We start from the raw sequence: 23,095 nt of genomic DNA, 5'->3' as shown, positions 1-23,095 counted from the left end.
ACTAATCACATTACTCGCAGATTCATAAAAATAATGGGGTGTAGTTACGCTTAGCTCGCTTTAATATGGCATTAATAGCATAAACTGAGAATAGGAAAACTCGGCGTGTTAGGGAAACGCCTTCCAATTGCTTTAGTGTGCGCCATTGCCAAAGCGCAGCATCTAGCTTGTTTGATGACACCGAGTTGTCACGCCGATGAATTGAGACCAACGGTCTATTCAAACAGTGCACCTCCCCTACTCTATTTACGATATCTAACCACAATGCATAGTCCTCTTGCCGCACCTCTGGAAATTTAAAATCGCCGGTTCTGCATCTATCGATGAGAACAGCCGGAACAAGAATTGGGCAAGTCTGAAGTAACATATTCATCGTCAATACTTTCGGAAGCAAGAGTATATTCTTAAGCTCTCCGCGAGAATAGAACTCCGCACCGGAAATCAAAAACGGGCTCTGCTTCACTTTAGCTTCGCCAAACATTGAACTTAGGAAATCAGGTTTCCATGCATCATCCGAATCTAAAAATGCTACATATTGGGAGGATGATATTGATAATGCCAGATTACGAGCCCCAGCAGGCCCAAGATTCTTAATTGATGAGAGCAATATCACTCGATCACCTAGATTGGATCGGACAATTGCTGAAATTAAATCATCGACGCCGTCTCCCATCCCATCATCGACAATAATAATTTCATCGGGCAGAAGCGATTGAAAAGCGATTGACTCCATCAATTGAGTCGAATACTCTCCGGCTTTATAAAACGGGACTATCAGGGAAACTTTATTTTTTACGTAACTCATCTTCTAAAAACTCATTTAGTTTTACAGCCATTTCAGAAGGTGCAGGATACTGAATACAGCCTCTCAACGTTTCATACTCCGAACTTGATGCAAGATACCTTCGCAACTCATCAACCCACAAACCAGCATTTAAATCCAATTTAATCAAACCATTTGTGTATTTCAGAGGAATTCCCTCGTAAGAGATACTAGAAACAATCACTGGGACTTGATTATGAAGGCTTTCAGTAACTTTTATATTTATCCCAGCGCCGTATTGCATCGGAGACAACGAAAAGAAAGCATTATCAAAAACCTCATTGATGTCATCGACATATCCGTTCAGAAAAACGTTACTAGGAGGGTTCAGCGTTGCCGCTTTATTGTCATCAAGACCACCGCCATAAACATGAATTTCAAACTCCCTCGGCAAAACTGGGGCCAACTCGGAAATCAGCCACTTCAACCCCTCCATATTCGGCATCCAAGCTAAATTAGCCAAATAGACGAGCTTTTTGGGTAACGCATTCGCACGCCGCAGTTCGGTTTTAGTCTTTGGCGTATAAGAAAATGTTGGCAGCAACGTCAGCAGCGATACACTCGGATTAAGAGTCGAGAAGTACTCCGAATCTGTTTCTGATATGGAAACTACTGCGTCGACAGAATTAAAAACCCTGCCCTCAAATGCAGAGTACGGAAACATATATTCAGAATACCTATAGAACCGCCCACCACCTGACTTATCCAAGAATATTTTCTGCTCTTGATTGTGGCTTAAATGGACAACACTGTAGTTTCCATCACTATTAAGCTTCCGCAATAAATAGCACAATTCCAGATGATCTAATATTAAACAAAATTTACCGTCCTTCTCAAGCTCAGATATTCTCGACAGCACTTTTCTTTCAAAACTACTACTATAGAAGTATAGAACCGGAAGCGGCATTTTTCTTAGTAGTGAAATCAATAACGCCGCAACCAAACGAACATACTTTGAACGCACAAAAATAAAATCATACAGAGAGAGCACTTCCAAATCATTTTGCCGCAGGATTTCAAGCACTTCACTTGTGTATCGCGCACCACCGGTTTTGGGTGAAAGATAGTCACCAAGGGTTACAAAGAGAATTTTCATGAAATTAGAAAATATTGAACTTTGGCCTTGTGCCAGGGACGCTCACAAACTGAAATAGAAACATTGAAACAATGGTAATTGGTTGCAGCAATGATCCACTAGCCAAAAAAACAAATACAAAAAGTGGGAGTCTGAAATTACTCTCAATTCGTTTAAAAATAAAGACTAAGACATAAACGTGTATTGCTAAAAGAAAAAATACTCCGTACTCTATGGCTGATTTTGTGCTAAACAAATGATTGGCCTCAGTGCTAAAATATACTCTAGAGGAACTTCCAGGTCCAAATCCGAAAGCGATATCTCCCAAAGATGCATTGTCAAATAAATAGGAAACATGGACGAACGGAGCTACGAATCTAATAAACGCAGAGGAGTCTTCAACCCCAAGTTCGGTCGCTCTGCTCGCGTAGAAATCCAAGCTTATGAAGGGCAGAATAAAAATTGACAACATGACAATAGAGACAAAGAATTTAATTTTATTGTCTGTCTTTGCACGAAAGAACTCTTGGACAATTAGTCCAGACACAATCAATATTCCTGTTCCACTTTGTGAAAGCAATAATGCAACAACAAAAATTAATATGAAGTGATAACGTCTTTTGCTATAAAACTCCACCACTAGGCCTAACGCCATAAACTGAGACAGAAAACTTGGCTCCAAAAGAAAAAACCCATTTGGCTTAAAGATACCTGAGCCAAAGGGATATTCGTACAGTGGTGCGTATCCGATAAGCAGAAAGTCATCTGGCAGAAAATCGCCGATATAGTAATAGCCGAAACCAACTTGCTGCAGCAGAAACTGCAGTAATGTGAACGTAGCAACGACGAGCATTAACTGAGAAAAAATCAAAGCAAATCTCTCGCTCTTCAACAATTGCACGTCAAATATAAATGGGAGGTACAAAAGTAAAAAATAGAAAAACGACAGAGAGGATGTATTTTCAGAGCCTATATTTAAAACAAATGAGGATGATGCAAACATTGCACATACAAAATATGAAAGCAGTACTTTACCATTTAGTACAATCTCTTTTCTTGCAGCAAGCCATGTAACCACCCCCAAATATAACGGAAATACAATTGGAATTGTAGGCGCAAAAATGCAAACAGACGCAAGCAAAATATTCACTAAAAATAATATATGAACCCCAATACTAATTTTTGCCATATTACTTTCACCCAAACCTTTTACTTAAAATCCAATCAGAGGGCATCAACAACTATCTTATTAAATAGATCATGATACTTTCCTAACCAAGCCTTTTTATCCTGATATGGGATAGCAGCTTTACTGGCGTGCAAAGACATTGTTTTCAACAGTTCTCTAGAATGCACGAACTTCAACATCTGACGCTTTAAATCTGCTACAGATAATTGATTAAATACGAATCCAGATTCGCCCTGCATAATCATCTCGTGTATTCCACCAGCATCTGAGGCAATAACCGGAATACCATATTGAAAGGCTTCATGAACGATGTTTCCAAGTGGTTCGTGCCATTGAGAAGGTACGATCAATACGTCAATCTGACGGTAGAACTCAGACGAGTCCACTTGACCGATAAAAGTAATATTATGTGCAGCAGAAGTTTTCAGCTTTTCAACAAAATCAACCTCACCAGAACCAGCGACAACCAATTTACAAGACTGAAAATCAATGTCTGCGAAGCAATCTAGAAGCATCGCGACTCCCTTTGCCGGGATTATTTTGCCTATGAAGCCAAAGGTCAATGTTCCATTTGAGAATTCTTTGGTTTTTACGGTTAAATCGTCAGAGTTTGCATGGTTAACATTGTGAATCGCAATTCTAGCGGTTGCATTCTTATAGTAATTTCTATCTATATGCGACTTCAGGACAAAGCGACTAACCCCAACTAAGCCATGAATTTTTTTCGAAAAGAACAGATTAGGCAACCTTGCGACAGCACAAGTCTTGCATATCGATTTACATGCGCTTCCATTCGAAAACATCATGCTATTTGGACACAAATTATAGTAATCATGTAGAACTTGGACAGATGGAATCTTATGTCTAAGCAATACAGCATAAACAGAAGCGGACCACCCTACCAAGTTGTGCATAACTATTAAATCGGGTTGCTCCTTCGATAAAATTCGATGAAAACGCCAGGCCATTACAGGATTAAAAATATCCAATATCGCCCAAGCAAGCCTAAGCACCTTACTCCGTTTTATGAACTTTAGATGCCAATATATGTTAAAAAGTGAAACTCTATATACTTTTACATCATTGATCATGGTCAACGAAGAATTCCCAATTGGTCTAGTAGCGGCCACGACTGTTTGATGTCCAAGTTGTTGCATGCCTTCCACTAGGGTTTTTAGTGTATATTCAGCCCCACCACCCACATCAGGATAATAAAATGCGTTAATAAATAGTATTTTCATGCGGCGAGTTGAGAAATTGATGAGTTATTATCAATCCAATGCAAACAAGTGCTAGATATAACAAAGTCGGAGAAATGCGTTTCATCGAAATTTTTTAAAACTCAGAGGTTATTTATCGATGGAAGGATACTTAGATAAATATCATGTAAAAAGACATAAGTATTCCTTGAATCAACGAAGAGGTGAAGTCAGTCTTTGAGTTGAAAAACACTGAACTCAATCCATACTGAAGCAATACTGCAAATTGAAATTTGACTAACAAGGCAAACTCCGTATGCATGTAGACACGCAAGGCACTTCAGCCTGCCGTGACGAGAAAGTAGGTGCCCCGGCCCGCTTGAAGTCATCTGATCGGGCGCAATATAAATGTACTTGTGTTCTAACGCCCAAGGGTATTGATACGCCGCACGGATGGCACTTTGATGCTGGGTGTCGAGGAGCATATGATACTGAGGGTTCTATTGATTTAGTCCTGTCCAAACAGGTCGCGGCTATAGACTTTGACCGCCACGTCGTCCAGATCAGCGGTCATGCGGTTGGCCACGATGACATCGGCGTCCGCCTTAAACTGCGCCAAATCGTTCACCACGCGGCTGTTGAAGAACTTGTCTTCTGTGAAAGCAGGTTCAAACACGATGACTTCCACGCCTTTACCCTTAAGGCGCTTCATGATGCCTTGGATGCTGCTGCTTCTAAAGTTGTCGCTACCTGCTTTCATGACCAAACGGTGTATTCCCACCACTTTGGGGTTGCGCTTCAATATCTCAGCGGCACAAAAGTCTTTGCGCGTGGTGTTGCTGTCCACTATGGCGCGCATGATGTTTTGCGGCACCGCGTTGTAGTTGGCAAGCAGCTGCTTTGTATCTTTAGGCAGGCAGTAACCGCCGTAGCCAAAGCTGGGGTTGTTGTAGTGCTTGCCAATGCGGGGGTCCAAGCACACGCCTTCAATAACTTGGCGAGTGTCTAAGCCGTGGATGGCTGCGTAGGTGTCCAGCTCATTAAAGTAGGCCACGCGCATGGCCAAGTAGGTGTTGGCAAAGAGTTTGATGGCCTCTGCCTCAGTGCTGCCGCATAGCAGCACGTCGATATTGTCTTTTTTCGCGGCTTGGCGTAGCAACTCTGCAAAGGTGGCGGCCCGCTCAGACTGCTCGCCCACCACAATGCGGCTGGGGTGCAAGTTGTCGTACAGCGCTTTGCCTTCGCGCAAAAACTCGGGGCTGAAGATGATATTGGGGCTGCCAGTGGTTTCTAGCAACTTGGCGGTGTAGCCCACTGGCACCGTGCTTTTGATGACCATCACCGCTTGGGGGTTGATGGCCATTACGTCTTTCACCACCGACTCTATGCTGGCGGTGTTGAAGCAGTTGGTCTCAGGGTCGTAGTCAGTGGGGGTTGCTATGACTACATAGCTGGCGCCTGTGTAAGCCTCAACCTTGTCTAGCGTGGCTTTAAGGTTTAGGGGCGTGTGCGCCAGGTAGTGCTCTAGCTCAGGGTCTTGAATGGGGCTTTGCTTGGCGTTCAGCATAGCCACCTTGCCGGGTACGATGTCAATCGCCACCACTTCATTGTGTTGGGCCAACAGAACGGCGTTAGACAGCCCGACATAGCCGGTGCCTGCAATGGCGATTTTCATCAGAAGCTTCCCTTGTGCGAACAATTGTGGGTTGCCGTTCTATCTTGCTGTGAACTTTATGCACTCCCCTAATGCAGTTTAACTGAAGATGTTGCAAAACCCGCCATTTGCAACATCTTGTAAGTGCGACAAGCCGCACTTTTGCACATTAGCCGGTAGTTCAAGGGCTAACGTCGATGTAACCATTCCGTCTTCGGCAGCATGCGTTTAGATATGCCGTCTAGAAGCCGTCAGCAATAATCTACCGGCGCTTAGTTAACTAGTGGGACTTAACTAAGCACCCGTCCATAGGTGTCTTCTAGGCGGACGATGTCGTCTTCACCCAGATAGGTGCCTGACTGCACTTCAATAATTTCTAGTGGCACTTTCCCCGGGTTGGCCAAGCGGTGCACCTGGCCCAAGGGGATGTAAGTGCTTTGGTTTTCGGAGAGCAGCAAGACCTTGTCACCGTTGGTGACCTCGGCGGTACCACTCACCACAATCCAGTGCTCGGCGCGGTGGTGGTGCATTTGTAGGCTCAAGCTAGCGCCAGGCTTGACCACTATGCGCTTGACCTGAAAACGCTCGCCAGAGTCCACACTGTCATAAGCGCCCCAGGGGCGTGCCACGCGGCGATGGTGCTGGGCTTGAGACACGCCTTGCGCCTCTAGCTGTGCCACTACGGTTTTCACTTGCTCAGCGTGGTCGGCGTCGGCCACCAAGAGTGCGTCTGCCGTGTCTACGATGAGCAGGTTTTTGGTGCCCAGGGCCACCACGGGACGGTGCGGGGCGTGGATGTAGGTGTTGCTGGCGTTGACGGTGTGGCCTTGGCCGTGGATGCGGTTGCCTTGCGCGTCTGGGGCAGACAGTTCGGCCACTGCGTTCCAGCTCCCCACATCGCTCCAAGCGGACACAAACGGGAGCACGGCCACATGACCGGGCGTTTGGGCGGCTTTTTCCATCACCGCGTAATCAATGCTCTCAGAGCGGCATTGCTCAAACGAGGCTTTGTCTAGGCGGCGGAAGTCACCGTCAGGGGTTTGCTCTGCCACTGCCTTGCGGCAGCTGGCCAAGATGTCTGGGGCGTAAGCTTCTAGTGCCGTGATCAGAGTAGCTGCTTCGCACATGAAGATGCCCGCGTTCCAAAAGTGCCCTCCAGCCAAGAGCAGCTCCTGCGCCTTTTGGGCGTTGGGCTTTTCGATAAAGCGCTGCACAGCGCAAGCGCCGCCCTGCCCCACTAAAGATGCACCCTGCTGAATATAGCCATAGGCCGTGCTGGGGTAGGTGGGCTGAATGCCATAGGTAACGATAGAGCCCGCTTGGGCAGAAGCAACACCCGTTTTTATGGTGTTGGCAAAGGCTACCGCATCAGGAATGTGATGGTCTGCGGGCAAAAACACCAAGAGGGCTTTGGACGGGGCGTTGAGCGCAGCAACCGCCATAGCGGCAGCGGTATTGCGCGCTACTGGCTCCAACAAAATAGTGGCAGCCACTTTGGCGGCTTGCACACATTCTTGCGCCAAGAACCTATGGTCTTCACTGGCCACCACCACCGCCTTGGGCCCGAGCAAATTGGCGCGCTCTAATGTGAGTTGCAGCAGGCTTTTGCCATCCACCAAGGGAACAAACTGCTTGGGCAAGGCCTTGCGAGACAAAGGCCACAAGCGGGTGCCACTGCCACCACACATGACCACGGGAACAATCTCGACTGCCGCTACTTGGGCGGTTTGGCTCATATTTCTACTCCTTGATTAGGCTTAAATTATCGCATTGGGCGCTAAGATGCTTGGTGTCCATTTCAGGGAGATTGGTTGATGGCTTTAGGCTTGTCTTGGTTGAAGAAACCGCATGTGCCAGTGGCCTGTCTGCTCCTGTCAGTTGCGCTTGTGGCCCCCGGCTGGGCCGGCTTGTTGGACTTTTCAGACAACTTAGTAAGCTATGTAGAGAAAAGGTGGGGCCGCGAAGCACCACCCCGACTCAAAGTGTGGCAGCGCGTGGTGCGCGACAGCAAAGCCGCCACCGACAAAGGGCAAACCGAGCCCGCCACCATGAAGGTGGTGAATTCCTTTTTCAACCAAGTACCGTACATCTCTGACCTAGAGCACTGGAAAGTATTGGACTACTGGGCCACTCCGGTTGAACTGCTGGGTTCGTTTGGGGGCGATTGTGAAGACTACTCCATCAGCAAATACTTGTCGCTCAAAGACATTGGTGTGCCGGTTGAAAAGCTGCGCATTACCTATGTGCGTGCCTTGCGCCTTGGCGAAGCCCATATGGTGCTCGCGTACTACCCCACCCCAGATGCGGACCCCCTCATTTTGGACAACTTGATTGGTGACATTCGCCCTGCCTCACAGCGTACAGACCTAGAACCTGTGTACGGTTTCAATGACGATGACTTGTGGGTAACAGGGGGAGCCGCCCGCAAAGGGGGCGCCAGTAACGTGCGGCTGTGGCGCGACTTGCTGGAAAAACTCGCCAAAGAGCAGCGGATGTAAGGGCTCTTGCTAATTCAGGTCGACGCGGTTGGCCGTTGCGGTTTCCAGCAGTTTTTTCTTGGCATCAACTTGCGCCGAAGCAACCATGGCTTTGAACGCAACTTTACGATCATCCGTCATGAGCTGCCACTGTGGCATGGCCACTTGCGCCAGTATAAATTGGACACCGGCTTCATTCTTGCCATAAGTGTAGGCCCGATCGTAAGCAGCCCACATGGCATCGTCCACTTGGCCGCTTAGCGTTTTAAGGTAGGCAAAGTAGGCAAATGGGTATGGGAACGTGGGGCGCAATGCCCCGGCAGAGCGGTAGTTGTCAATGGCTTCGTCCAACAATATCTTTTGAAACGTAAACTGCCCATCGTCTGGGCGCAACACACCCATACCTTGTGCTCGCACCGCATGGAGGTAGCCCAAGTCCTCATAAAATTGAGGATTGTTAGGTTCTAGCTTGAGGGCAGCACGCAAATCGTCACGGCTTGCGGCCCAGAGCTCTAGCGTTGCGAGCGGGCCCCTACCATCGCGCCACTCAGCAAGTCGCCAGCGTGTAGGCAATGAAGTTGCATCTGGCCATGCGGCTCTCACACCGTAATACAGCGAAAAACCCGCACCTATGACCAAAGCAAGACCCGCCAGTGAAACCCCTAGCTTTGCACCTAAGCTTGGCTTGTTATCTAGAGCGGCTTCTGACACAGCGCTTAAGCCTCTAAACCAATGATTTTGGCGGCTTTGCCGTACACCATATTGTGAGCAACTTGCTCCCCATAGCGCTGTTGCAGCACGTCTTTAGCTTCTTGCAAACGCGGTGGGCGGTTGTGCAAGTTGTGCGCGTCAGTAGCAGCTAAACAGTTCCAACCCGCGTCGATCAACGCAAAGGCCACTTGCTCGGCTTGCTCGCCAAACCGCCCTGCCAGTGACCCGGCGGTAAGCTGTAACCAGCACCCGGCCTCTGTGAACTCGTTGATCTTTTCTACGTTGGCCATGACCGCTTTATTGCGCTCTGGGTGGGCGATTAAGGGCCTGATGCGCATGCGGGTCAAATGGTTGATAAACCGAATGCTGCCCACAGGAATCATTTGGTGGGGAAACTCAAGCAGCAATATCTTGTAGCCGCCCACTTCCCCGAGAAACGGCACTTGCCCTTCTGCCACCAAATCAATCAGTTCAGGGCAGAGCCGCGCCTCGCCCCCCATACGCACATTCAAAGGGATCGAAGCTTTGGCCAGCTCTTCGGTAAACGATGCCACCGCGCCTTCTAAATTACGCCGCTGGTTAGGGTAACGATCTGGGTGCACATGCGACGTCAACACCGAGTGGGTAATGCCATCAGCCACCGCAGCGCGGGCAAGGTCTAGAGCCTCGTCCAGTGTTTCTGGGCCGTCATCCACCCCGGGCAAAAAGTGACAGTGCAGATCAATCATTGCAGTTTAGATCACACGGTTTTCTTAGCGGCGGGCGCAATATTGCCTGAACCGTAAGTGCCACCGTAGGTAGAACCATAAGTGCCGTAGCCATGTTTGCCGTAACCAGAGTATTCGCCGTAATACTTCTCCGCTTTGTTGAAGTCCAAAGAGTTGAGCACTACGCCCACGATATGGGCGTTGGCCCGACGCAAACGCTGCAAAGATTTGCGCGCCAACGGGTACGGTGTGCTTACGGCTTTGGTAACAAAAATGACGTCGGACGTTATGGCGGCAATGACCATGGCATCACTGACCAACTCCACAGGGGGTGAGTCAATAATGATGATTTCAAAGTTCTGCGCCAACACTTCAAGAGTTTGGGCAAAGCGCGCGGAATGCAGCAACTCCAACGGGTTGGGCGGAATAGCGCCAGACGTCATCACCATGAGGTTAGACCCATCAACCTTGTGAAGGCAGTCGCTCAATTTTGCGGTACCTGCCACCAACTCAGATAAGCCCAAAGACAAAGGATCAATACCGTAAGACTTGGCCACGCTGGGGCGCCGCATGTCGGCGTCAACCAAAAGCGTTTTCTTGGTATGTGCGTGGGCATTCGCCAAGTTGCTGGAGAAGGTGGTTTTGCCCTCCCCAGGTACGCTGGAAGTGACCACCAAGGTGCGTGAAGGCAAATCGACCGAAGACAACAAAACACCGGTTCGGGCGGTTCGAATGGCTTCAGCGTACAAGGAGTTAGGTGCATCCAGCACCATGCGACCACTGATGTTGCGCTCTGTTTCCTTGCTATCTAGCATTGGCAGCACGGTCAACAAAGGTTGCTTGAGGCGATTTTCTACGTCTTCCGTGGTCTTGAGCGTGTTGTCCAGCAGCTCCATGAGCAATGACAACATGATGCCGACTAACAAGCCCATGAAGAGTGCAACCGCCACAATCAACGGCTTGTTGGGCTTGATAGGCTTCAGTGGAACGGGCGCCATGTCTACGATGCGGGCCACGGTAGTCTGCAGGTCACCCGCAACGTTGGTTTCTTTGGCGCGCTTCATGAACATGTCGTACATCTGGCGGTTAGAGTCCGCCTCGCGCTCATACACGCCCAACTCAAACTCTTTGCGGTTGACCGACTGCACCGAACCACGGGCACTGGACAACGCTGCCTCTAGCGTCTTTTCAGTACTGCGAGCACGTTGGTACTCGTTGTTGATACCACCTACCACCAATTCAATCTGGCGGTTTAAGTTGTCACTGGCCGACTTGAACTCTGACTCCGCTTTTACGTACTTGGGGTGCTCTTTACCATAGCGCTGAGAGACTTCTGACAACGCGCGCTGGGTCTCAGACGCTTGGCGTTTGGCATCAGCCACTTGCAGACTCACAAGTACCGCTGGCTGAGAGGCTAAGTCTCCCGCGCTGGCGGCCTCTTGTACGGTCTTGTAGGTGGACTCGACTTCGGCACGGCGAGTGCGTGCCTCGATCAAGCGCATTTGCAGCTGCTCAACCTGCTGCGATGCACCGTTTTGCGCGTTCTCTTGCATCTTGACGATGCCTTGCTTCTCACGGAAACCTTGCAAGATTTGCTCGGACTGGTTCATCTTTTCTTTCAAACCCGTCAGCTGCTCTTGCAGCCAAACGGACGCCGTGCGCGTCATTTGGTAGCGTGCGTCTAAGTCGTTCTCAATATAAGTTTGTGCCAAAGAGTTAGTAATCTTCGCTGCTAGCGCCGCATCGGGCGAAGCAAAACGAATGACGACCAACTGACTCAGACGAATAGGCTCAATCGACAAGTCGCTTGTGAACTTGGCCAAAACCGCTTCTGCGAGCTTTTCTTCCGTCCACTCCTTGGGTGCTTCTTCAGTGGCAAAGCCGATTTGCTTGACGAATGCTGCAAAGCCCTTAGGTGGAACCCGAGGGTCATACACAGGATTATCAAACAGCTTGAGTTTGATAATGGTTTTGAGAGAAACCTCTCGGGACTTGATGATTTCTACTTGGGTTTGAAAGTATTCGCGCGATGCCCCTACGCCGCCGTATACGTCTTCAATTGATAGCACTTTCTGCTTATTGGTTTCAATAAGCAGTGTGGTCTTGGCTTCGTAGATAGGGGTGCTTACAAACGCAATGACACCGGCAACCAAAGTTACCACAAGCGCAAAGGCAAATATGGCCCACTTGTGTTTGCGTAGAGTGCGCCAATACTCAACGAAGTCAAGCTTTGCTTCTTGTTCTTCGGGGTTGTTCAGGAAAAGCGGTTTTACTGCAGTGGCTGCCGTAGTAGCTTGTGTTTCAGACATGAATTTGGTACTCAGATTCAGAAGAAGGACTCTTCAATGAAGATGGTGTCACCCGGATTGATGGGGGTGTTGATCTCAGCCTTCTGAGGTTTGGCCTTGCTGTCCCCCTCACGGATGATGGAGATTTTCGAGAAAGAAGCGCGTTCCTTAAAGCCCCCCGCTAAAGAGCTGGCTTTCAACACTGTGAGGCCAGGCTGAAAGGGATAAGCGCCAGGCTTTTCAACCATGCCATTGATATAAAACGGCCGGTATTCCTCGATGGTGACGGACACACGAGGATTGACCAAGTATTTGCCGCTGAGCCCGTTGGTAACGGTTTTCTCAATTTCACCTATTGTGAGTCCTAAGGCCTTGATCTCACCTAACACTGGGTAGGGGATGGTGCCTGCGTCTGTCAACTTAACTTTTTCACGGCTCAGATCATCTTCACCAAAAACACGGATTGTGATGACATCGCCAGCCGCCAACTGGTAGGTTGAAAGTGAAGCTAGCGCGGGCTTGGCGCTGCCGATAGAGGCAGCTGTTTGGGCCAGCGCAAAGCCCGAGTGCGTAGCGAACCCCAGCATCAAGACAAATGCGACCCATAAAGAAAAAAAGCCACGAAGGCCTAGATTGAAAACATTACGCACGGTGTACCCCATCATCAAACCTCCGATAGCTCAAGCACGCTATGCGCGCCTGAGCAACTCTAGCGCTTAGTGATTACAGCGATGCATTCAATGTGAACATGGTCACATTGCGCTTAAAGCTCGCATTGGCACTGTTGGAAGAGCTGTCGGTACCCGACAAATCAACCCCCAGTTGCAACCAACGCAGCACAGCGTAGTTTAAGGACAACCCATAGCTATTGGCATTGTCTTTGCGTGCAGCAGCGTCGCCCACAAACTCAGTGGACAATGTGCCAACAGATACGCGAGAAGTCAAGGACTGTGTCCACTTGTGGTTCCACACCACGTCATTGCCGGTTGTCAGCAAGAAGTTGCCTACGCCTGATGCATCTGCCGTAGCGCGCGATGTCTGGAAGTCCACCACGCTGTAGGTCAAAGGAGCCCAACGCAAGGTACCTTCCCAGCTTCCGCCGGTGAAGTTGTCACGACCGGCGAGCTTTGTGTCAAAGTCTTTACGCATCTGCCCCACCTTGACGATACCGGTAGTGGCGGCTGTAGCATCCCACGTTAGACCCGCGTAATAGCGATTTTCAGTGTTGCTTGCGGTACTACCAGATTGCACATAGGCGTTTTTGGCATTACGCAATTCAACCAAAGCCAACGAACGGGTTCCCAGCCGGTAGAAAACGCGTCCGGCAAGTGAGGTAATGTTTACGTCAGCCGCTGCAGTGGTTGCGCGATTGCTGTCGTAGACTTTTGCTTGGGAACCGACATCAAACTCCAAACGGCCAGACGCTTCAGGAGCACCATAAATGAATGTGCCATTGGCATTGGTGCTATGCCAATTGTCTGGCTTGGTATTGTTAGCTCTGGCGGTAGAGCCACGAGGATCGCTGCTATTGACATGGCCCAAAGACCAACCCATGCGGGCGCGGCTGCTGAAATAGTTGTCACCCGCCAAGGTCAGTTCACCGTTGGTGGAGTTGTCGTCTGAGCTGCTGTTATAGCTGGTTGAATTGACTGCGGCGAGCACCGTATAACGATCGCCTTTGTTCTTCATTTCGGCAACCAACTGAGGTGCGACGGTCAGGAAGCTTGAGCCCACCGCGTTAGTCTCAGTACGTGCCAAATTATTGTTGTAACCCACACCGGTAAACAAGGAAGGGTACAAATACAAGCCGCTCTCTGTTTTGAAAGGCGCTGCTGAGTAGACCGGAGCGGTCAGTATGGTAGGGGTGAGGCTGCTTGCGCCCGAGATGCTGGTGCCGCTCAACTCATAAGAGGTGGCATTTGCGGGCTGAGCGCTTGGTGCTGGTGCCTTTAAGGTGCTGCTCTTAAGTGTGTAGCCAGCATCGCCGGGTTGATCGGCGGATGGCGCGGGCACTGACTGCGCCAAGGCAGCAGAGACAAAGCCAAAGGGCAGCACTGCCGCCAAACAAACTACCAAAGCATTTCTGCGCATAAAAACTCCCAGGATAAAACGGTACCGCCAACCTGGAAGACCCAGAACAAGGCGACTTGATTGTTGCAAATTATTTTACTTGCTAACACATTCTAGTGTAGCAACCACTGGAAACATCTCTTGCCAAAAAACAAAGAAAGAGTATTAGGCATTTTTCACGAAAATGCCACACACAACATTGGTAACAGCCTTGTGACTCAATAAAATGCGACACTCGTTCGACAAAGCCAACAAGAGCTAAGCGCGATTTTTCAACTTGGATTCAGGTGAGCAAACCCATGAAATACGCTGATGCAGCAAATCCCCCTAGCTACGAAAGAGTGAGCAGGGTCTCAAACGGTGCGCTGATGAATGGAGGCTTCGTGTGAGCTCATTCTCAGTTCGAAAGTCTTCATCGGCCACTGGCTTCATGGTCCAGTTGCTAGATTTTTTGGCGGTTTGCTTGGGTGGGTGGATTTCGTTTCAAATCCGTTTTTCAGGGATTCAAGAGATCCGGCCGAACGAAAAGTTGTTAATTCTTGTAACTGCGCTTTTTGCCGCGCTGCTCTTTGGGAAGCTCTACCGTATGTGGCCAGGCGGCTCCTTGGTGTCTATGGTGGGCCGGGTTACTGTGGGGTGGTTGGCAACGTGGGTTTTGCTCATTGTGTTACTGGCCCTGACGAAGAGTGCTGAAACCTATTCCCGGATCTGGCTTGTTACGTGGCTTGCTGCGGGAACCATGACGCTATGGATCGCGCGTGTCATCTCTTTTTTAGCTATGGCGAGGATGCGCCGTGCTGGATACCAACACAAAACGGTGATTTTGTACGGAGATGCCCATGTTTTAGAGACCGTTAAGCAGAGGATAGAAAACTCCACGTGGAGCGGTTTTGACATTGTGAGGACGGTGCTGCGCGGCGACGGGACCAACCTGAAGAAGCTGGATGAAGAGCTGAAGCCTGACGAAATCTGGATTGGTCTGAGTATCTCCAACCAATCCAACCTAGAAGAAGTCTTGCACTCGCTGCGTCACTCGGTGGCAAACATTCGCTTGCTGCCTGACATCATGATGTACCAGATCCTTAACCACGGTATGAGCATTACCGTAGGCATACCCATGGTGGACATTTCGGTATCTCCCATGTTTGGCGGCAGAACAGTGGCCAAAGCCCTAGTGGACTACACGGTGGCTGCGATTGCGCTGGTGCTACTGAGCCCAGTACTGCTCGTCATTGCGATAGCGGTCAAGGTCAGCTCACCCGGCCCCGTTTTGTTTTCGCAAAAGCGACTGGGGTGGAATGACGAGGAAATTTGGGTTTACAAATTTAGGTCCATGTACTTGCACCAAGATGCGCCAGATACCGTGACCCAAGCCAAGCGTGCGGATGCGCGTATTACCAAAGTGGGTGGATTTTTGCGGCGTACCAGTTTGGACGAATTGCCGCAGTTCATTAACGTTTTGCAAGGCAAAATGTCTGTCGTAGGACCACGCCCGCATGCGCTGCAACACAACCGTGACTACGTGAAGCTCATACCCAAGTACGCTCTGCGACACAAGGTTAAGCCCGGCATCACTGGCTGGGCGCAAATCTGTGGCTATCGGGGCGAGACAGATACGCTTGACAAGATGGAAGGTCGTGTCAAGCACGACATCTATTACCTTGAGCACTGGTCCGTTTGGCTAGACTTGAAGATCATCGCTTTGACCCCATTTGCGACCATCCAAAACAAGAACGTGTACTAAAGTGGGGCAACAACTGCCCCAAATACTTGATATTGAATGACGGACCATTACTCAGCACTTGGATTAGATGCTGGCGCAAGCCTCTCAGACATCAAAAAGGCATTTCGCCAAAAAGCCTCACAATACCACCCTGACAGAAACCCGAGTGCTGACGCCCCTGCGCGCTTTAGAACTGCGCAGGAGGCCTATGACGTGCTGTCTGATGCGGACTCCCGCCAAGCGTATGACGAAAATCGCAAACGCAACTTGTTGGACAGCCCCATTGATACTGCCCGCGAGATTTGGCAGTCTTATTTCTCAACCATTACACAGTCTTCTTGATTTGCAGCGCTGATCTATGAGTATTTCCCCGTTTTTTCGCGCCCTGCGCCCAGCTTATCAAGCGGAAATTGATGATTTGACCTTTGACTCTGAGGGTCGAGATGTATTGAAGCAGCGCTTAGCGCAACGCCGCAAAGAGCTTGGCTTCTTGATTCAAATGATCGAGTTAAGTCCAGAAATGGTTTCGGTTGTGTTTCATCAAGCGTTCAGGTTTCACAATGCCGCGGCTATGGAAGACTTGATTAGCCATGAGTCAGAGGAACTACCGGATTGGGACTCTTTCTCTAACTTGGTGACACTTGCGCCTTGGGCCAAAGAACTGGCGGCCCTAGTGCTGCAGCAGCCCAAAGGTGCGTGGCTTTTGTCGGTGGCAGCTGGCTTGGAGTACATGTATGGCAAGGCAGATGGTGACCATACCGCCAGCGACGACAACGATGACGAATCATCGGACAACGACGGTGAGGACTTTGACGGCGATGATGAGCGCGAAGCGCAAGCCCGAGATGAAGCGGGTGCCGACTGGATGGCGGAGCAAGGCTTCGACCGCAAAGACTAATTCGCTGCAGCAACACGATGAACCATTTAGCCCTGATTACAAAAACCCAAAGTCTGATTGCCGCTGGCGACATTGTTGGAGCAGAGTCCGCCCTCAGTGAGTTGGCAGACACCGAAGGCGACCATGCCTTGATGGTGGTGCTGGAACAACTACCAGCCAAAGATGTGTTGGCAGTCATTCGTGAATACGATGACTCCAAAGAGTCTGTCGTCAACATGCTGGTGTCGCCAGAAATGTTTGCTCGCGCGGTGGTCATTGAAAAACAGTACAAAGACCTGACCCGCACCCACTTGCGCGGCATGATGAACTCTGTGATTTTTCGCGGGGACAAGGAACCTGCGGAGTTTCTCAACGCTATCGGTGATCTAGACGGGGGCAGTGAAGCCCTGGCGGACTACTTCACAGAGAAGTGGAGTCGTATTGAGGCATTTGCGAGAACTGGCAACTTTGACACCATTGAAGACGATGGTGAGATGCTCAGCGAGTCCGCGCTGTATGGAAATGCCTACGCCAGTCCTCGCTTAGAGCAAGAGGAGGTGGCTGACCAAGACTGGATGGAGTTGGCGTGGATACTGCGTTATCAGAACCCTGATTTGTTCATTGAGATGCTCTTGGTGCTGCGGGCAAAAGCGCGTGCCCATGACCTGGGCCTTGGAGAGGAACACGAACTCGAAGAAGAGGACGCTAGGGTGGAAACCGGTGACACTGACCGTGGTCGCGCCACACCTGCATCGCGTGAATCAGACGAAGAGTCGGCCATTTAGCGCACTGCCCTCTTCTATCCTGTCTATGCACAAGCCGTCTCACCAAGACCTTGACTTAGGGGTCGCCATTTATGACCAGCGCACTTTCTTTGAAAAGGCGCTGCAGTTTGGCATGGCCCACGGCATCATCAGCCAAGAAAAACTAGACGCCATTTGCGTGGACGCACCAAAAGGCATGGTGCAGATTGCCCGGTACTTTGGAAACGAAAACCTAAGGCCTGACATTGAGTTGGCGCGGCACCGTATCGTCAATCTGGTGAGTTTGTGCTTAGAGCACAGCTCTGGAGGCAACTTGGCACGCGCCGCCCAGTCTTTGCAAGACCACTCCTTTATGTCGCGCTCCAAGACAGCGTCTGACATGTTGAAGGCGCTTATTGCGATGCCGCAAAACACGCACTTCGGCATGCATGACAGTGCGGGTTTTCAAGATGAACACATTCCGATTTTGGCTAAGTGGTCCTTACGCCCTTTGGCGGATTACCAAGCCGAGCTTCTAGCACGCAGTCAAATTGCCAACACGGTAGGTGCCGCCACATGGTTCGCCCAGGAGTTGGGGCTTGAACAAACCGACTTAGAAGAGGCCGGCACCGATGCAGAGGCCGTGATTCGCACGGGCTTGCTAGCGCTTGCGCTAAGACGTAGCGAGATGCCAGATTGGCCGATGTTTGAGAAGATGGTTGGTGCGCTTCGCAAGTCTTTTGCGAATGAGCCCGACATGGTCTCAGTGCCTTTGCCTAAGGGGCTACCTTCGGAATACAAAGAGGTGGTTGAACGGGTCAAGGATTCGGTACTTGAAGACATGCCGCGGATTCTGGATGCCCAGGTGCTGCCGCGTAAGTTGTTCGACCAAACTGCCGGATTTGTAGGCCGGTACTTTTGGATCGAAGACCTGCAGGCAGAGGTGGAGCATATCGAGCGGCAGATTTCGAAGACCTGGGACAAAGCCGCAGGTGGCCACAGTGACGAGAGCTCCTTGTTGACACTTTTTCTCAGTATTGCAGCGGGAAGCCCCCAGCGCACTCTGCTTACCGAGAAAACGGCGACCACATTGGTTCGCAAATTGCGGAAAAGTGGCCTCAATCATCAGGCTGCGCGCGACTTTATCCAAGAGCACGCCCCTATACACGCATGCGCTGATTACGTGAGTCTTTGGGACAACTTCATTGAAGAGGCGGAAGCGGTATTGCTTAGCGACTTTGACTACCAACTGCATGATGCCTTGGCCTTGCTGCGCAGAGAGTGCAACGTAGCCAGCAAGTAAGCGCGGTGGGCTACTGAGATGCCAAGTCAAAAACGCAAGACATAGGCGTCCACTTGGTGCCAACCGGGGTCCATGGCGTTGGCACTTGGTAGGTCCACATCAAGCGCTCCCACTCCATGATGGTGGGATTTTTCGACGATGCGTGGGCCATGCTCTCGGCGCTGTACACCACCGGGTCAACGTCCATCACCATAAACAGCCGCGTGCCCAAGCGGTAGATTTGCATCTGTAGCACACCGTGTTCTCGCAAGTGATCGCGAACGCCTGGCCATATACGTTCATGGGCTTTCTCATACTCGGCAATGCGCTGCGCGTCATCCACCAAATCCAGCGCTAAGGCATAACGCATCGCGTTCCCCTCCTAAGACAAAGCACGGTCAAGATGGGTGTAGCCGCCATCTACAAAAACCCATTGCCCTGTGGTGTGGGCAGACGCATCTGACAGCAAAAACACGCTCATGCGCGCGATCTCTTCGGAGGTGGTCATGCGGTGCCCCAAGGGGATCTTGGCGGTGATTTCCGCCAGCTTTTCTTGGGGGTTTTCAAAGCTATCAATCCAACGCGCATACAAGGGTGTCATCACCTCTGCGGGAATGACAGCATTCACACGCACCCCATCATTCAGCAAGGCGGCAGCCCATTCGCGGGTAAGTGAAAGCTGGGCACCTTTGGAGGCGCAGTAACCGCTGGTATTGCCCTGCCCTGTTACCGCTGTTTTTGAAGACACATTGACGATGGCGCCCTTGCTCATCTTCAGATGCGGCACGCAGTAGTGCGCCATGGTGTAGTAGTGAATGAGGTTGCGCTCCAAGGAGCCAACAAACGCGTCGCGCCCAGCGTCTAGGCCGATGTTGTCGTTGATGCCAGCATTGTTGACCAAGCCATCTAAGCGGCCAAACTGCGCGAGTACTTGGGCCACAGCGGCCTTACATGCAGACTCATCTGAAAGCTCCACTTGCACAAACCAATGCCTAGGCGCAACTGCCTGCAACTGTGCTGAAAATTCACTTGTCATGGCACTTTTGCCAAACACCACCGGGATAGCGCCTTCTTGCGCCAGCGTGAGCGAGATGGCAGCACCAATGCCGCTGGCACCTCCGGTCACGATGACCACTTTGTCTTGTAAATGCAGATCCATCTTGTTGTCTCGATAAAACGTTGTTCACCCAATCGTGGTGCAACTATGCCGTTAGCCCGTAGCACCGAAGCGCATTGCCGCTCCAAAACGCAGTTTGCTCAGATTCACTCAAGCGTTTGGCAGCCCATTGCGAAGCCAAGTCGTACACTGATTCATAAGGCGCTGCAAGCTGGCACACCGGCCAGTCCGAGCCGAACATGATGCGGTTGGGACCAAATGCGTCCAGCGCGCGATCGAAACACGACCATATGACTTTGGCATCGGCGGGGCGCGCAGCACCGTGGACGGCCCAGTCTGTTTCTGTCACCGCACCAGATAGCTTGCACATCACGTGAGGCAGCGTGCCCAAGATATCCAAGTTGCGACCCCACTCGCGCAATGCATCTGGCGCTCGCGCCCAGTCGCGCACAGCCGGTTTCGCCATATGGTCTAACGCCAGCCAATGCGTGTCATGCGCGGCGCAAAACGCATGCACCAATGGCAGCTGATGGTGATACACCAACACGTCGTACACCAAGTGACGTTGTTGCAAAGTGCGTAAACCGAAATTCACCAGTACGTCATTCACCCAATCGCTTACGTCAGACTCATCTTGCAAAATATGGCGCAAGCCCTTGAATGCGGGATGCGCGCACCAACGGTCCAGCTGCTGCTGCAGGTCACCAGCCCGCAAATCTGCCCACCCAACAACCCCCATCACGCTTGGAACTTGATCTGCTAACTGGAGCAAAAAGTCTGTCTCGGCGGCCACGGAGCGCGCCTGAACCGCTACGGCGCCCGTTACCCCGGCGTTCGCCATGGCGGATTCGACGTCTGTAGGCAAACGGTCGCGTTTGAGCAGGGGCATGGAGTCCGCAATCCACGGAAACTCTTGGGCACGGTAGCGCCAATAGTGCTGATGGGTGTCTATCTTCATGCCGCAATGGCTTTGGGTTTGAAGGTGTACTGCTTGAGTGACTCGGGCTTCATCTCAATCGAAAATCCTGCTGCTTGCGGAGGCATGTAGGCCGCGTTCTCAATGAGACAAGGATCCACAAAATGCTCGTGCAAGTGATCCACAAACTCAATCACACGCCCCTCCCGAGTGCCTGCAATGCACAGGTAGTCGATCATGGACAAGTGCTGCACGTACTCGCACAGGCCCACGCCGCCAGCATGTGGGCAGACTGGCAAGTTGTACTTCGCCGCCATCAGCATCACGGCCAAAATTTCGTTGACGCCCCCTAGGCGGCAGGAGTCAATCTGCACTACATCAATCGCGCCCCGCATGATGAGCTGCTTAAAGATAATGCGGTTTTGGCACATCTCGCCGGTGGCAACCTTGACCGGATGCACGCCCTCGCGGATCACGCGATGGCCCTCAATGTCATCGGGGCTTGTGGGTTCTTCAATGAACCAAGGCTTGGCAAATGCCAACTCGCGCACCCATTCCACGGCCTGATTCACCTCCCACACCTGATTGGCGTCAATCATCAGGTGGCGGTCAGGGCCCAGCACCTCACGCGCTATGCGCAGTCGGCGTATGTCGTCGGCCTTGTCGCGCCCTACCTTCAGCTTGATGTGGTTGAACCCGGCGTCCGTGGCCTCTTTGCATAGGCGGCGCAGTTTGTCATCGTCATAGCCTAGCCAACCAGCCGATGTGGTGTAGCACGGATAGCCCTCGCGCTCCAAGGTAGCCCAGCGTTCCTCTTTGCCCACTGCCTGCTTGCGCAGTAGTGCCAAGGCCTCGTCTGGCGTAATGCAGTCGGTGATGTAGCGGAAGTCAATGAGCTTCACCAGCTCTTCTGGGCTCATGCGGGACACCAGCTTCCACACGGGCACCCCTTCCAACTTGGCCCACAGGTCCCACACTGCATTGACCACCGCGCCGGTGGCCAAGTGCATTGCGCCCTTGTCTGGACCAATCCAGCGCAGTTGGCTGTCGGAGGTGATGTAGCGCCAGAAGCGCCCCATGTCCTGCGCCACCCAGTCCATGTCCAAGCCCACCACCAGATGGCGCATGGCCTCAATGGCGGTGCAGCAAATCTCATTGCCCCGCCCAATCGTGAAGGTCAGCCCATGCCCCTCCACTCCCGCTGTGTCTGTCTCCAGAATGACATAGGCCGCAGAATAGTCCGGGTCCGGGTTCATGGCATCCGAGCCATCGAGATGTTGGGACGTGGGGAAGCGCACGTCCACGACGCGCATATTGGTAACTTTGGTCATGTCAGGCTTGGACGGTCTTTTGGGTTTGGGTCCCCAGGCCATCAATGCCCAGGTGGATGGTTTGGCCAGCGCGCAGGTACACGGGCGGCTTTTGCCCCATGCCCACACCCGGCGGCGTGCCGGTGGAGATCACGTCACCCGGCTGCAGGCTCATGAAGCGACTTAAATAAGAGATCAGAAATTTCACCCCATAGACCATGGTGGATGTGCTGCCGTTTTGATAGCGCTTGCCATCTACGTCGAGCCACATTTTCAGAGCCTGTGGGTCAGGCACTTCATCCGCTGTGACGAGCCAAGGGCCGGTGGGGCCAAAAGTGTCGCAACCTTTGCCCTTGTCCCAGGTGCCGCTGCGATCCAGTTGGTATTCACGCTCGGAGACATCGTTGACCACGCAGTAGCCCGCCACATGGGACAGGGCATCGGCTTCGTCGATATAGCGGCCACCTTTGCCAATCACGACGCCAAGCTCCACCTCCCAATCGGTCTTCACTGAGCCGCGCGGAATCTCCACTGCATCATCTGGCCCCACGATCGCGCTGGTCCATTTGTTAAAGACGACAGGTTCCGGCGGCACCTGCATCCCGCTCTCAGCCGCATGGTCTGAATAGTTCAAGCCTATGCAAATGAACTTACCCACCTTGCCTACGCAGGGTCCCAAGCGCAAGTCCTTTTGCGCAGTCCCCTGCACCACCGGCAGGGTTTCAATCACCACTTTGCGCAAGGCATCTAGGTTGTGCGGCAGCAGGGCTTCGCCCCCCACATCCGCGATCACACCCGAGAGGTCCCGCACACGGCCCTGGGGGTCCAAAACACCCGGTTTTTCTTGGCCCGGCAGTCCATAGCGCACAAGTTTCACAGTCGTATCCTCAAACGGTTACTGGGGAAAAAGGCAAGCCACGCACAGCGCAGCTTG

The 23,095-nt window shown here is 51.4% G+C and carries 22 protein-coding genes; 6 read left to right on the top strand and 16 right to left on the bottom strand.

From position 1 onward, the window contains the following. Nucleotides 1–22: 22 nt before the first annotated feature. From EXZ61_RS10455 to EXZ61_RS10430, 6 genes are all read right to left on the bottom strand, one after another. Nucleotides 23–805, bottom strand: a complete 783-nt coding sequence (locus EXZ61_RS10455; protein WP_142811568.1) for a glycosyltransferase family 2 protein — start codon at nt 803–805, stop codon at nt 23–25. Then, nucleotides 786–1,919, bottom strand: a complete 1,134-nt coding sequence (locus tag EXZ61_RS10450; RefSeq protein ID WP_142811566.1) for a glycosyltransferase — start codon at nt 1,917–1,919, stop codon at nt 786–788. The genes EXZ61_RS10455 and EXZ61_RS10450 overlap by 20 nt, the downstream gene beginning before the upstream one ends. Before the next feature lie 4 nt (nt 1,920–1,923). Further along, a complete protein-coding gene (locus EXZ61_RS10445) occupies nt 1,924–3,087 on the bottom strand; it encodes a hypothetical protein (protein WP_142811564.1) in 1,164 nt (387 codons plus the stop codon). Nucleotides 3,088–3,122: 35 nt separating this feature from the next. Then, on the bottom strand, nt 3,123–4,328 hold the full coding sequence (locus EXZ61_RS10440; RefSeq protein ID WP_142811562.1) for a glycosyltransferase family 4 protein: 1,206 nt from the start codon (nt 4,326–4,328) through the stop codon (nt 3,123–3,125). A gap of 466 nt (nt 4,329–4,794) precedes the next feature. Further along, nucleotides 4,795–5,961: a nucleotide sugar dehydrogenase gene (locus tag EXZ61_RS10435; protein ID WP_142811561.1), complete on the bottom strand. Its 1,167-nt coding sequence runs from the start codon at nt 5,959–5,961 to the stop codon at nt 4,795–4,797. A 269-nt stretch (nt 5,962–6,230) separates the two neighbouring features. Next, complete coding sequence (locus EXZ61_RS10430) at nt 6,231–7,676, bottom strand: mannose-1-phosphate guanylyltransferase/mannose-6-phosphate isomerase (protein ID WP_142811559.1); 1,446 nt, start codon at nt 7,674–7,676, stop codon at nt 6,231–6,233. Nucleotides 7,677–7,754: 78 nt separating this feature from the next. Here EXZ61_RS10430 and EXZ61_RS10425 point away from each other — a divergent pair, with 78 nt between their 5' ends. Beyond that, nucleotides 7,755–8,438 (top strand): transglutaminase-like cysteine peptidase, encoded by a 684-nt coding sequence (locus EXZ61_RS10425; RefSeq protein WP_142811557.1) that lies wholly within the window; start codon nt 7,755–7,757, stop codon nt 8,436–8,438. A gap of 9 nt (nt 8,439–8,447) precedes the next feature. Here the strand turns inward: EXZ61_RS10425 and EXZ61_RS10420 are convergent, their stop codons facing one another. Genes EXZ61_RS10420 through EXZ61_RS10400 form a run of 5 tightly spaced genes read right to left on the bottom strand, consistent with a single transcriptional unit; the run spans nt 8,448 to nt 14,214 of the window. Continuing rightward, nucleotides 8,448–9,128: a tetratricopeptide repeat protein gene (locus EXZ61_RS10420; RefSeq protein ID WP_142811555.1), complete on the bottom strand. Its 681-nt coding sequence runs from the start codon at nt 9,126–9,128 to the stop codon at nt 8,448–8,450. 5 nt (nt 9,129–9,133) lie between these two features. Next, on the bottom strand, nt 9,134–9,856 hold the full coding sequence (locus EXZ61_RS10415) for a tyrosine-protein phosphatase (RefSeq protein WP_142811554.1): 723 nt from the start codon (nt 9,854–9,856) through the stop codon (nt 9,134–9,136). An 11-nt stretch (nt 9,857–9,867) separates the two neighbouring features. Then, nucleotides 9,868–12,144 (bottom strand): GumC family protein, encoded by a 2,277-nt coding sequence (locus EXZ61_RS10410; RefSeq protein WP_142811552.1) that lies wholly within the window; start codon nt 12,142–12,144, stop codon nt 9,868–9,870. A gap of 17 nt (nt 12,145–12,161) precedes the next feature. Next, a complete protein-coding gene (locus EXZ61_RS10405; RefSeq protein ID WP_201799125.1) occupies nt 12,162–12,788 on the bottom strand; it encodes a polysaccharide biosynthesis/export family protein in 627 nt (208 codons plus the stop codon). 58 nt (nt 12,789–12,846) lie between these two features. Continuing rightward, nucleotides 12,847–14,214: an outer membrane beta-barrel protein gene (locus EXZ61_RS10400; RefSeq protein WP_142811549.1), complete on the bottom strand. Its 1,368-nt coding sequence runs from the start codon at nt 14,212–14,214 to the stop codon at nt 12,847–12,849. Nucleotides 14,215–14,578: 364 nt separating this feature from the next. On the opposite strand from EXZ61_RS10400, the gene EXZ61_RS10395 reads away from it, so the two are divergent. Genes EXZ61_RS10395 through EXZ61_RS10375 form a run of 5 tightly spaced genes read left to right on the top strand, consistent with a single transcriptional unit; the run spans nt 14,579 to nt 18,839 of the window. Further along, a complete protein-coding gene (locus EXZ61_RS10395; protein WP_142811547.1) occupies nt 14,579–15,937 on the top strand; it encodes an undecaprenyl-phosphate glucose phosphotransferase in 1,359 nt (452 codons plus the stop codon). 36 nt (nt 15,938–15,973) lie between these two features. Further along, nucleotides 15,974–16,258 (top strand): DnaJ domain-containing protein, encoded by a 285-nt coding sequence (locus EXZ61_RS10390; protein ID WP_142811546.1) that lies wholly within the window; start codon nt 15,974–15,976, stop codon nt 16,256–16,258. Nucleotides 16,259–16,274: 16 nt separating this feature from the next. Beyond that, nucleotides 16,275–16,814, top strand: a complete 540-nt coding sequence (locus EXZ61_RS10385; RefSeq protein WP_142811544.1) for a hypothetical protein — start codon at nt 16,275–16,277, stop codon at nt 16,812–16,814. 17 nt (nt 16,815–16,831) lie between these two features. Beyond that, entirely contained in the window at nt 16,832–17,578 is a 747-nt protein-coding gene (locus EXZ61_RS10380; protein WP_142811542.1) for a hypothetical protein, read from the top strand. 25 nt (nt 17,579–17,603) lie between these two features. Beyond that, nucleotides 17,604–18,839, top strand: coding sequence for a hypothetical protein (locus EXZ61_RS10375; protein WP_142811539.1), 1,236 nt, complete (start codon nt 17,604–17,606; stop codon nt 18,837–18,839). 10 nt (nt 18,840–18,849) lie between these two features. On the opposite strand, the gene EXZ61_RS10370 is transcribed toward EXZ61_RS10375, so the two are convergent. The 5 genes from EXZ61_RS10370 to EXZ61_RS10350 are packed head-to-tail and all read right to left on the bottom strand — an operon-like array spanning nt 18,850 to nt 23,038. After that, the gene (locus tag EXZ61_RS10370) at nt 18,850–19,188 is read right to left on the bottom strand and encodes an L-rhamnose mutarotase (RefSeq protein WP_142811537.1); all 339 of its coding nucleotides are present in this window, start codon (nt 19,186–19,188) and stop codon (nt 18,850–18,852) included. Nucleotides 19,189–19,200: 12 nt separating this feature from the next. After that, complete coding sequence (locus tag EXZ61_RS10365; protein WP_142811535.1) at nt 19,201–19,977, bottom strand: L-fucose dehydrogenase; 777 nt, start codon at nt 19,975–19,977, stop codon at nt 19,201–19,203. A gap of 43 nt (nt 19,978–20,020) precedes the next feature. Next, nucleotides 20,021–20,893 carry an L-fucono-1,5-lactonase gene (locus tag EXZ61_RS10360; RefSeq protein ID WP_142811533.1) on the bottom strand — a complete coding sequence of 291 codons (873 nt, stop codon included), beginning with the start codon at nt 20,891–20,893 and terminating at the stop codon, nt 20,021–20,023. Further along, on the bottom strand, nt 20,890–22,182 hold the full coding sequence (locus tag EXZ61_RS10355; protein ID WP_142811531.1) for an L-fuconate dehydratase: 1,293 nt from the start codon (nt 22,180–22,182) through the stop codon (nt 20,890–20,892). The genes EXZ61_RS10360 and EXZ61_RS10355 overlap by 4 nt, the downstream gene beginning before the upstream one ends. A 1-nt stretch (nt 22,183) precedes the next feature. After that, nucleotides 22,184–23,038 (bottom strand): fumarylacetoacetate hydrolase family protein, encoded by an 855-nt coding sequence (locus EXZ61_RS10350; protein WP_142811529.1) that lies wholly within the window; start codon nt 23,036–23,038, stop codon nt 22,184–22,186. Nucleotides 23,039–23,095 lie beyond the last annotated feature (57 nt).

Source organism: Rhodoferax aquaticus (assembly GCF_006974105.1).
GTDB lineage: Bacteria > Pseudomonadota > Gammaproteobacteria > Burkholderiales > Burkholderiaceae_C > Allorhodoferax > Allorhodoferax aquaticus_A.
This window is presented reverse-complemented; position numbering and strand designations above follow the sequence as displayed.

Bases quoted from the DNA above. Each gene is read 5' to 3' on its own strand.
- EXZ61_RS10370 (WP_142811537.1), bottom strand. From the start codon at position 19,188: ATGCGTTATGCCTTAGCGCTGGATTTGGTGGATGACGCGCAGCGCATT.
- EXZ61_RS10455 (WP_142811568.1), bottom strand. From the start codon at position 805: ATGAGTTACGTAAAAAATAAAGTTTCCCTGATAGTCCCGTTTTATAAA.
- EXZ61_RS10385 (WP_142811544.1), top strand. From the start codon at position 16,275: ATGAGTATTTCCCCGTTTTTTCGCGCCCTGCGCCCAGCTTATCAAGCG.
- EXZ61_RS10450 (WP_142811566.1), bottom strand. From the start codon at position 1,919: ATGAAAATTCTCTTTGTAACCCTTGGTGACTATCTTTCACCCAAAACC.
- EXZ61_RS10445 (WP_142811564.1), bottom strand. From the start codon at position 3,087: ATGGCAAAAATTAGTATTGGGGTTCATATATTATTTTTAGTGAATATT.
- EXZ61_RS10425 (WP_142811557.1), top strand. From the start codon at position 7,755: ATGGCTTTAGGCTTGTCTTGGTTGAAGAAACCGCATGTGCCAGTGGCC.
- EXZ61_RS10355 (WP_142811531.1), bottom strand. From the start codon at position 22,182: ATGACCAAAGTTACCAATATGCGCGTCGTGGACGTGCGCTTCCCCACG.
- EXZ61_RS10400 (WP_142811549.1), bottom strand. From the start codon at position 14,214: ATGCGCAGAAATGCTTTGGTAGTTTGTTTGGCGGCAGTGCTGCCCTTT.
- EXZ61_RS10390 (WP_142811546.1), top strand. From the start codon at position 15,974: ATGACGGACCATTACTCAGCACTTGGATTAGATGCTGGCGCAAGCCTC.
- EXZ61_RS10430 (WP_142811559.1), bottom strand. From the start codon at position 7,676: ATGAGCCAAACCGCCCAAGTAGCGGCAGTCGAGATTGTTCCCGTGGTC.
- EXZ61_RS10440 (WP_142811562.1), bottom strand. From the start codon at position 4,328: ATGAAAATACTATTTATTAACGCATTTTATTATCCTGATGTGGGTGGT.
- EXZ61_RS10415 (WP_142811554.1), bottom strand. From the start codon at position 9,856: ATGATTGATCTGCACTGTCACTTTTTGCCCGGGGTGGATGACGGCCCA.
- EXZ61_RS10380 (WP_142811542.1), top strand. From the start codon at position 16,832: ATGAACCATTTAGCCCTGATTACAAAAACCCAAAGTCTGATTGCCGCT.
- EXZ61_RS10360 (WP_142811533.1), bottom strand. From the start codon at position 20,893: ATGAAGATAGACACCCATCAGCACTATTGGCGCTACCGTGCCCAAGAG.
- EXZ61_RS10410 (WP_142811552.1), bottom strand. From the start codon at position 12,144: ATGTCTGAAACACAAGCTACTACGGCAGCCACTGCAGTAAAACCGCTT.
- EXZ61_RS10405 (WP_201799125.1), bottom strand. From the start codon at position 12,788: ATGATGGGGTACACCGTGCGTAATGTTTTCAATCTAGGCCTTCGTGGC.
- EXZ61_RS10375 (WP_142811539.1), top strand. From the start codon at position 17,604: ATGCACAAGCCGTCTCACCAAGACCTTGACTTAGGGGTCGCCATTTAT.
- EXZ61_RS10435 (WP_142811561.1), bottom strand. From the start codon at position 5,961: ATGAAAATCGCCATTGCAGGCACCGGCTATGTCGGGCTGTCTAACGCC.
- EXZ61_RS10365 (WP_142811535.1), bottom strand. From the start codon at position 19,977: ATGGATCTGCATTTACAAGACAAAGTGGTCATCGTGACCGGAGGTGCC.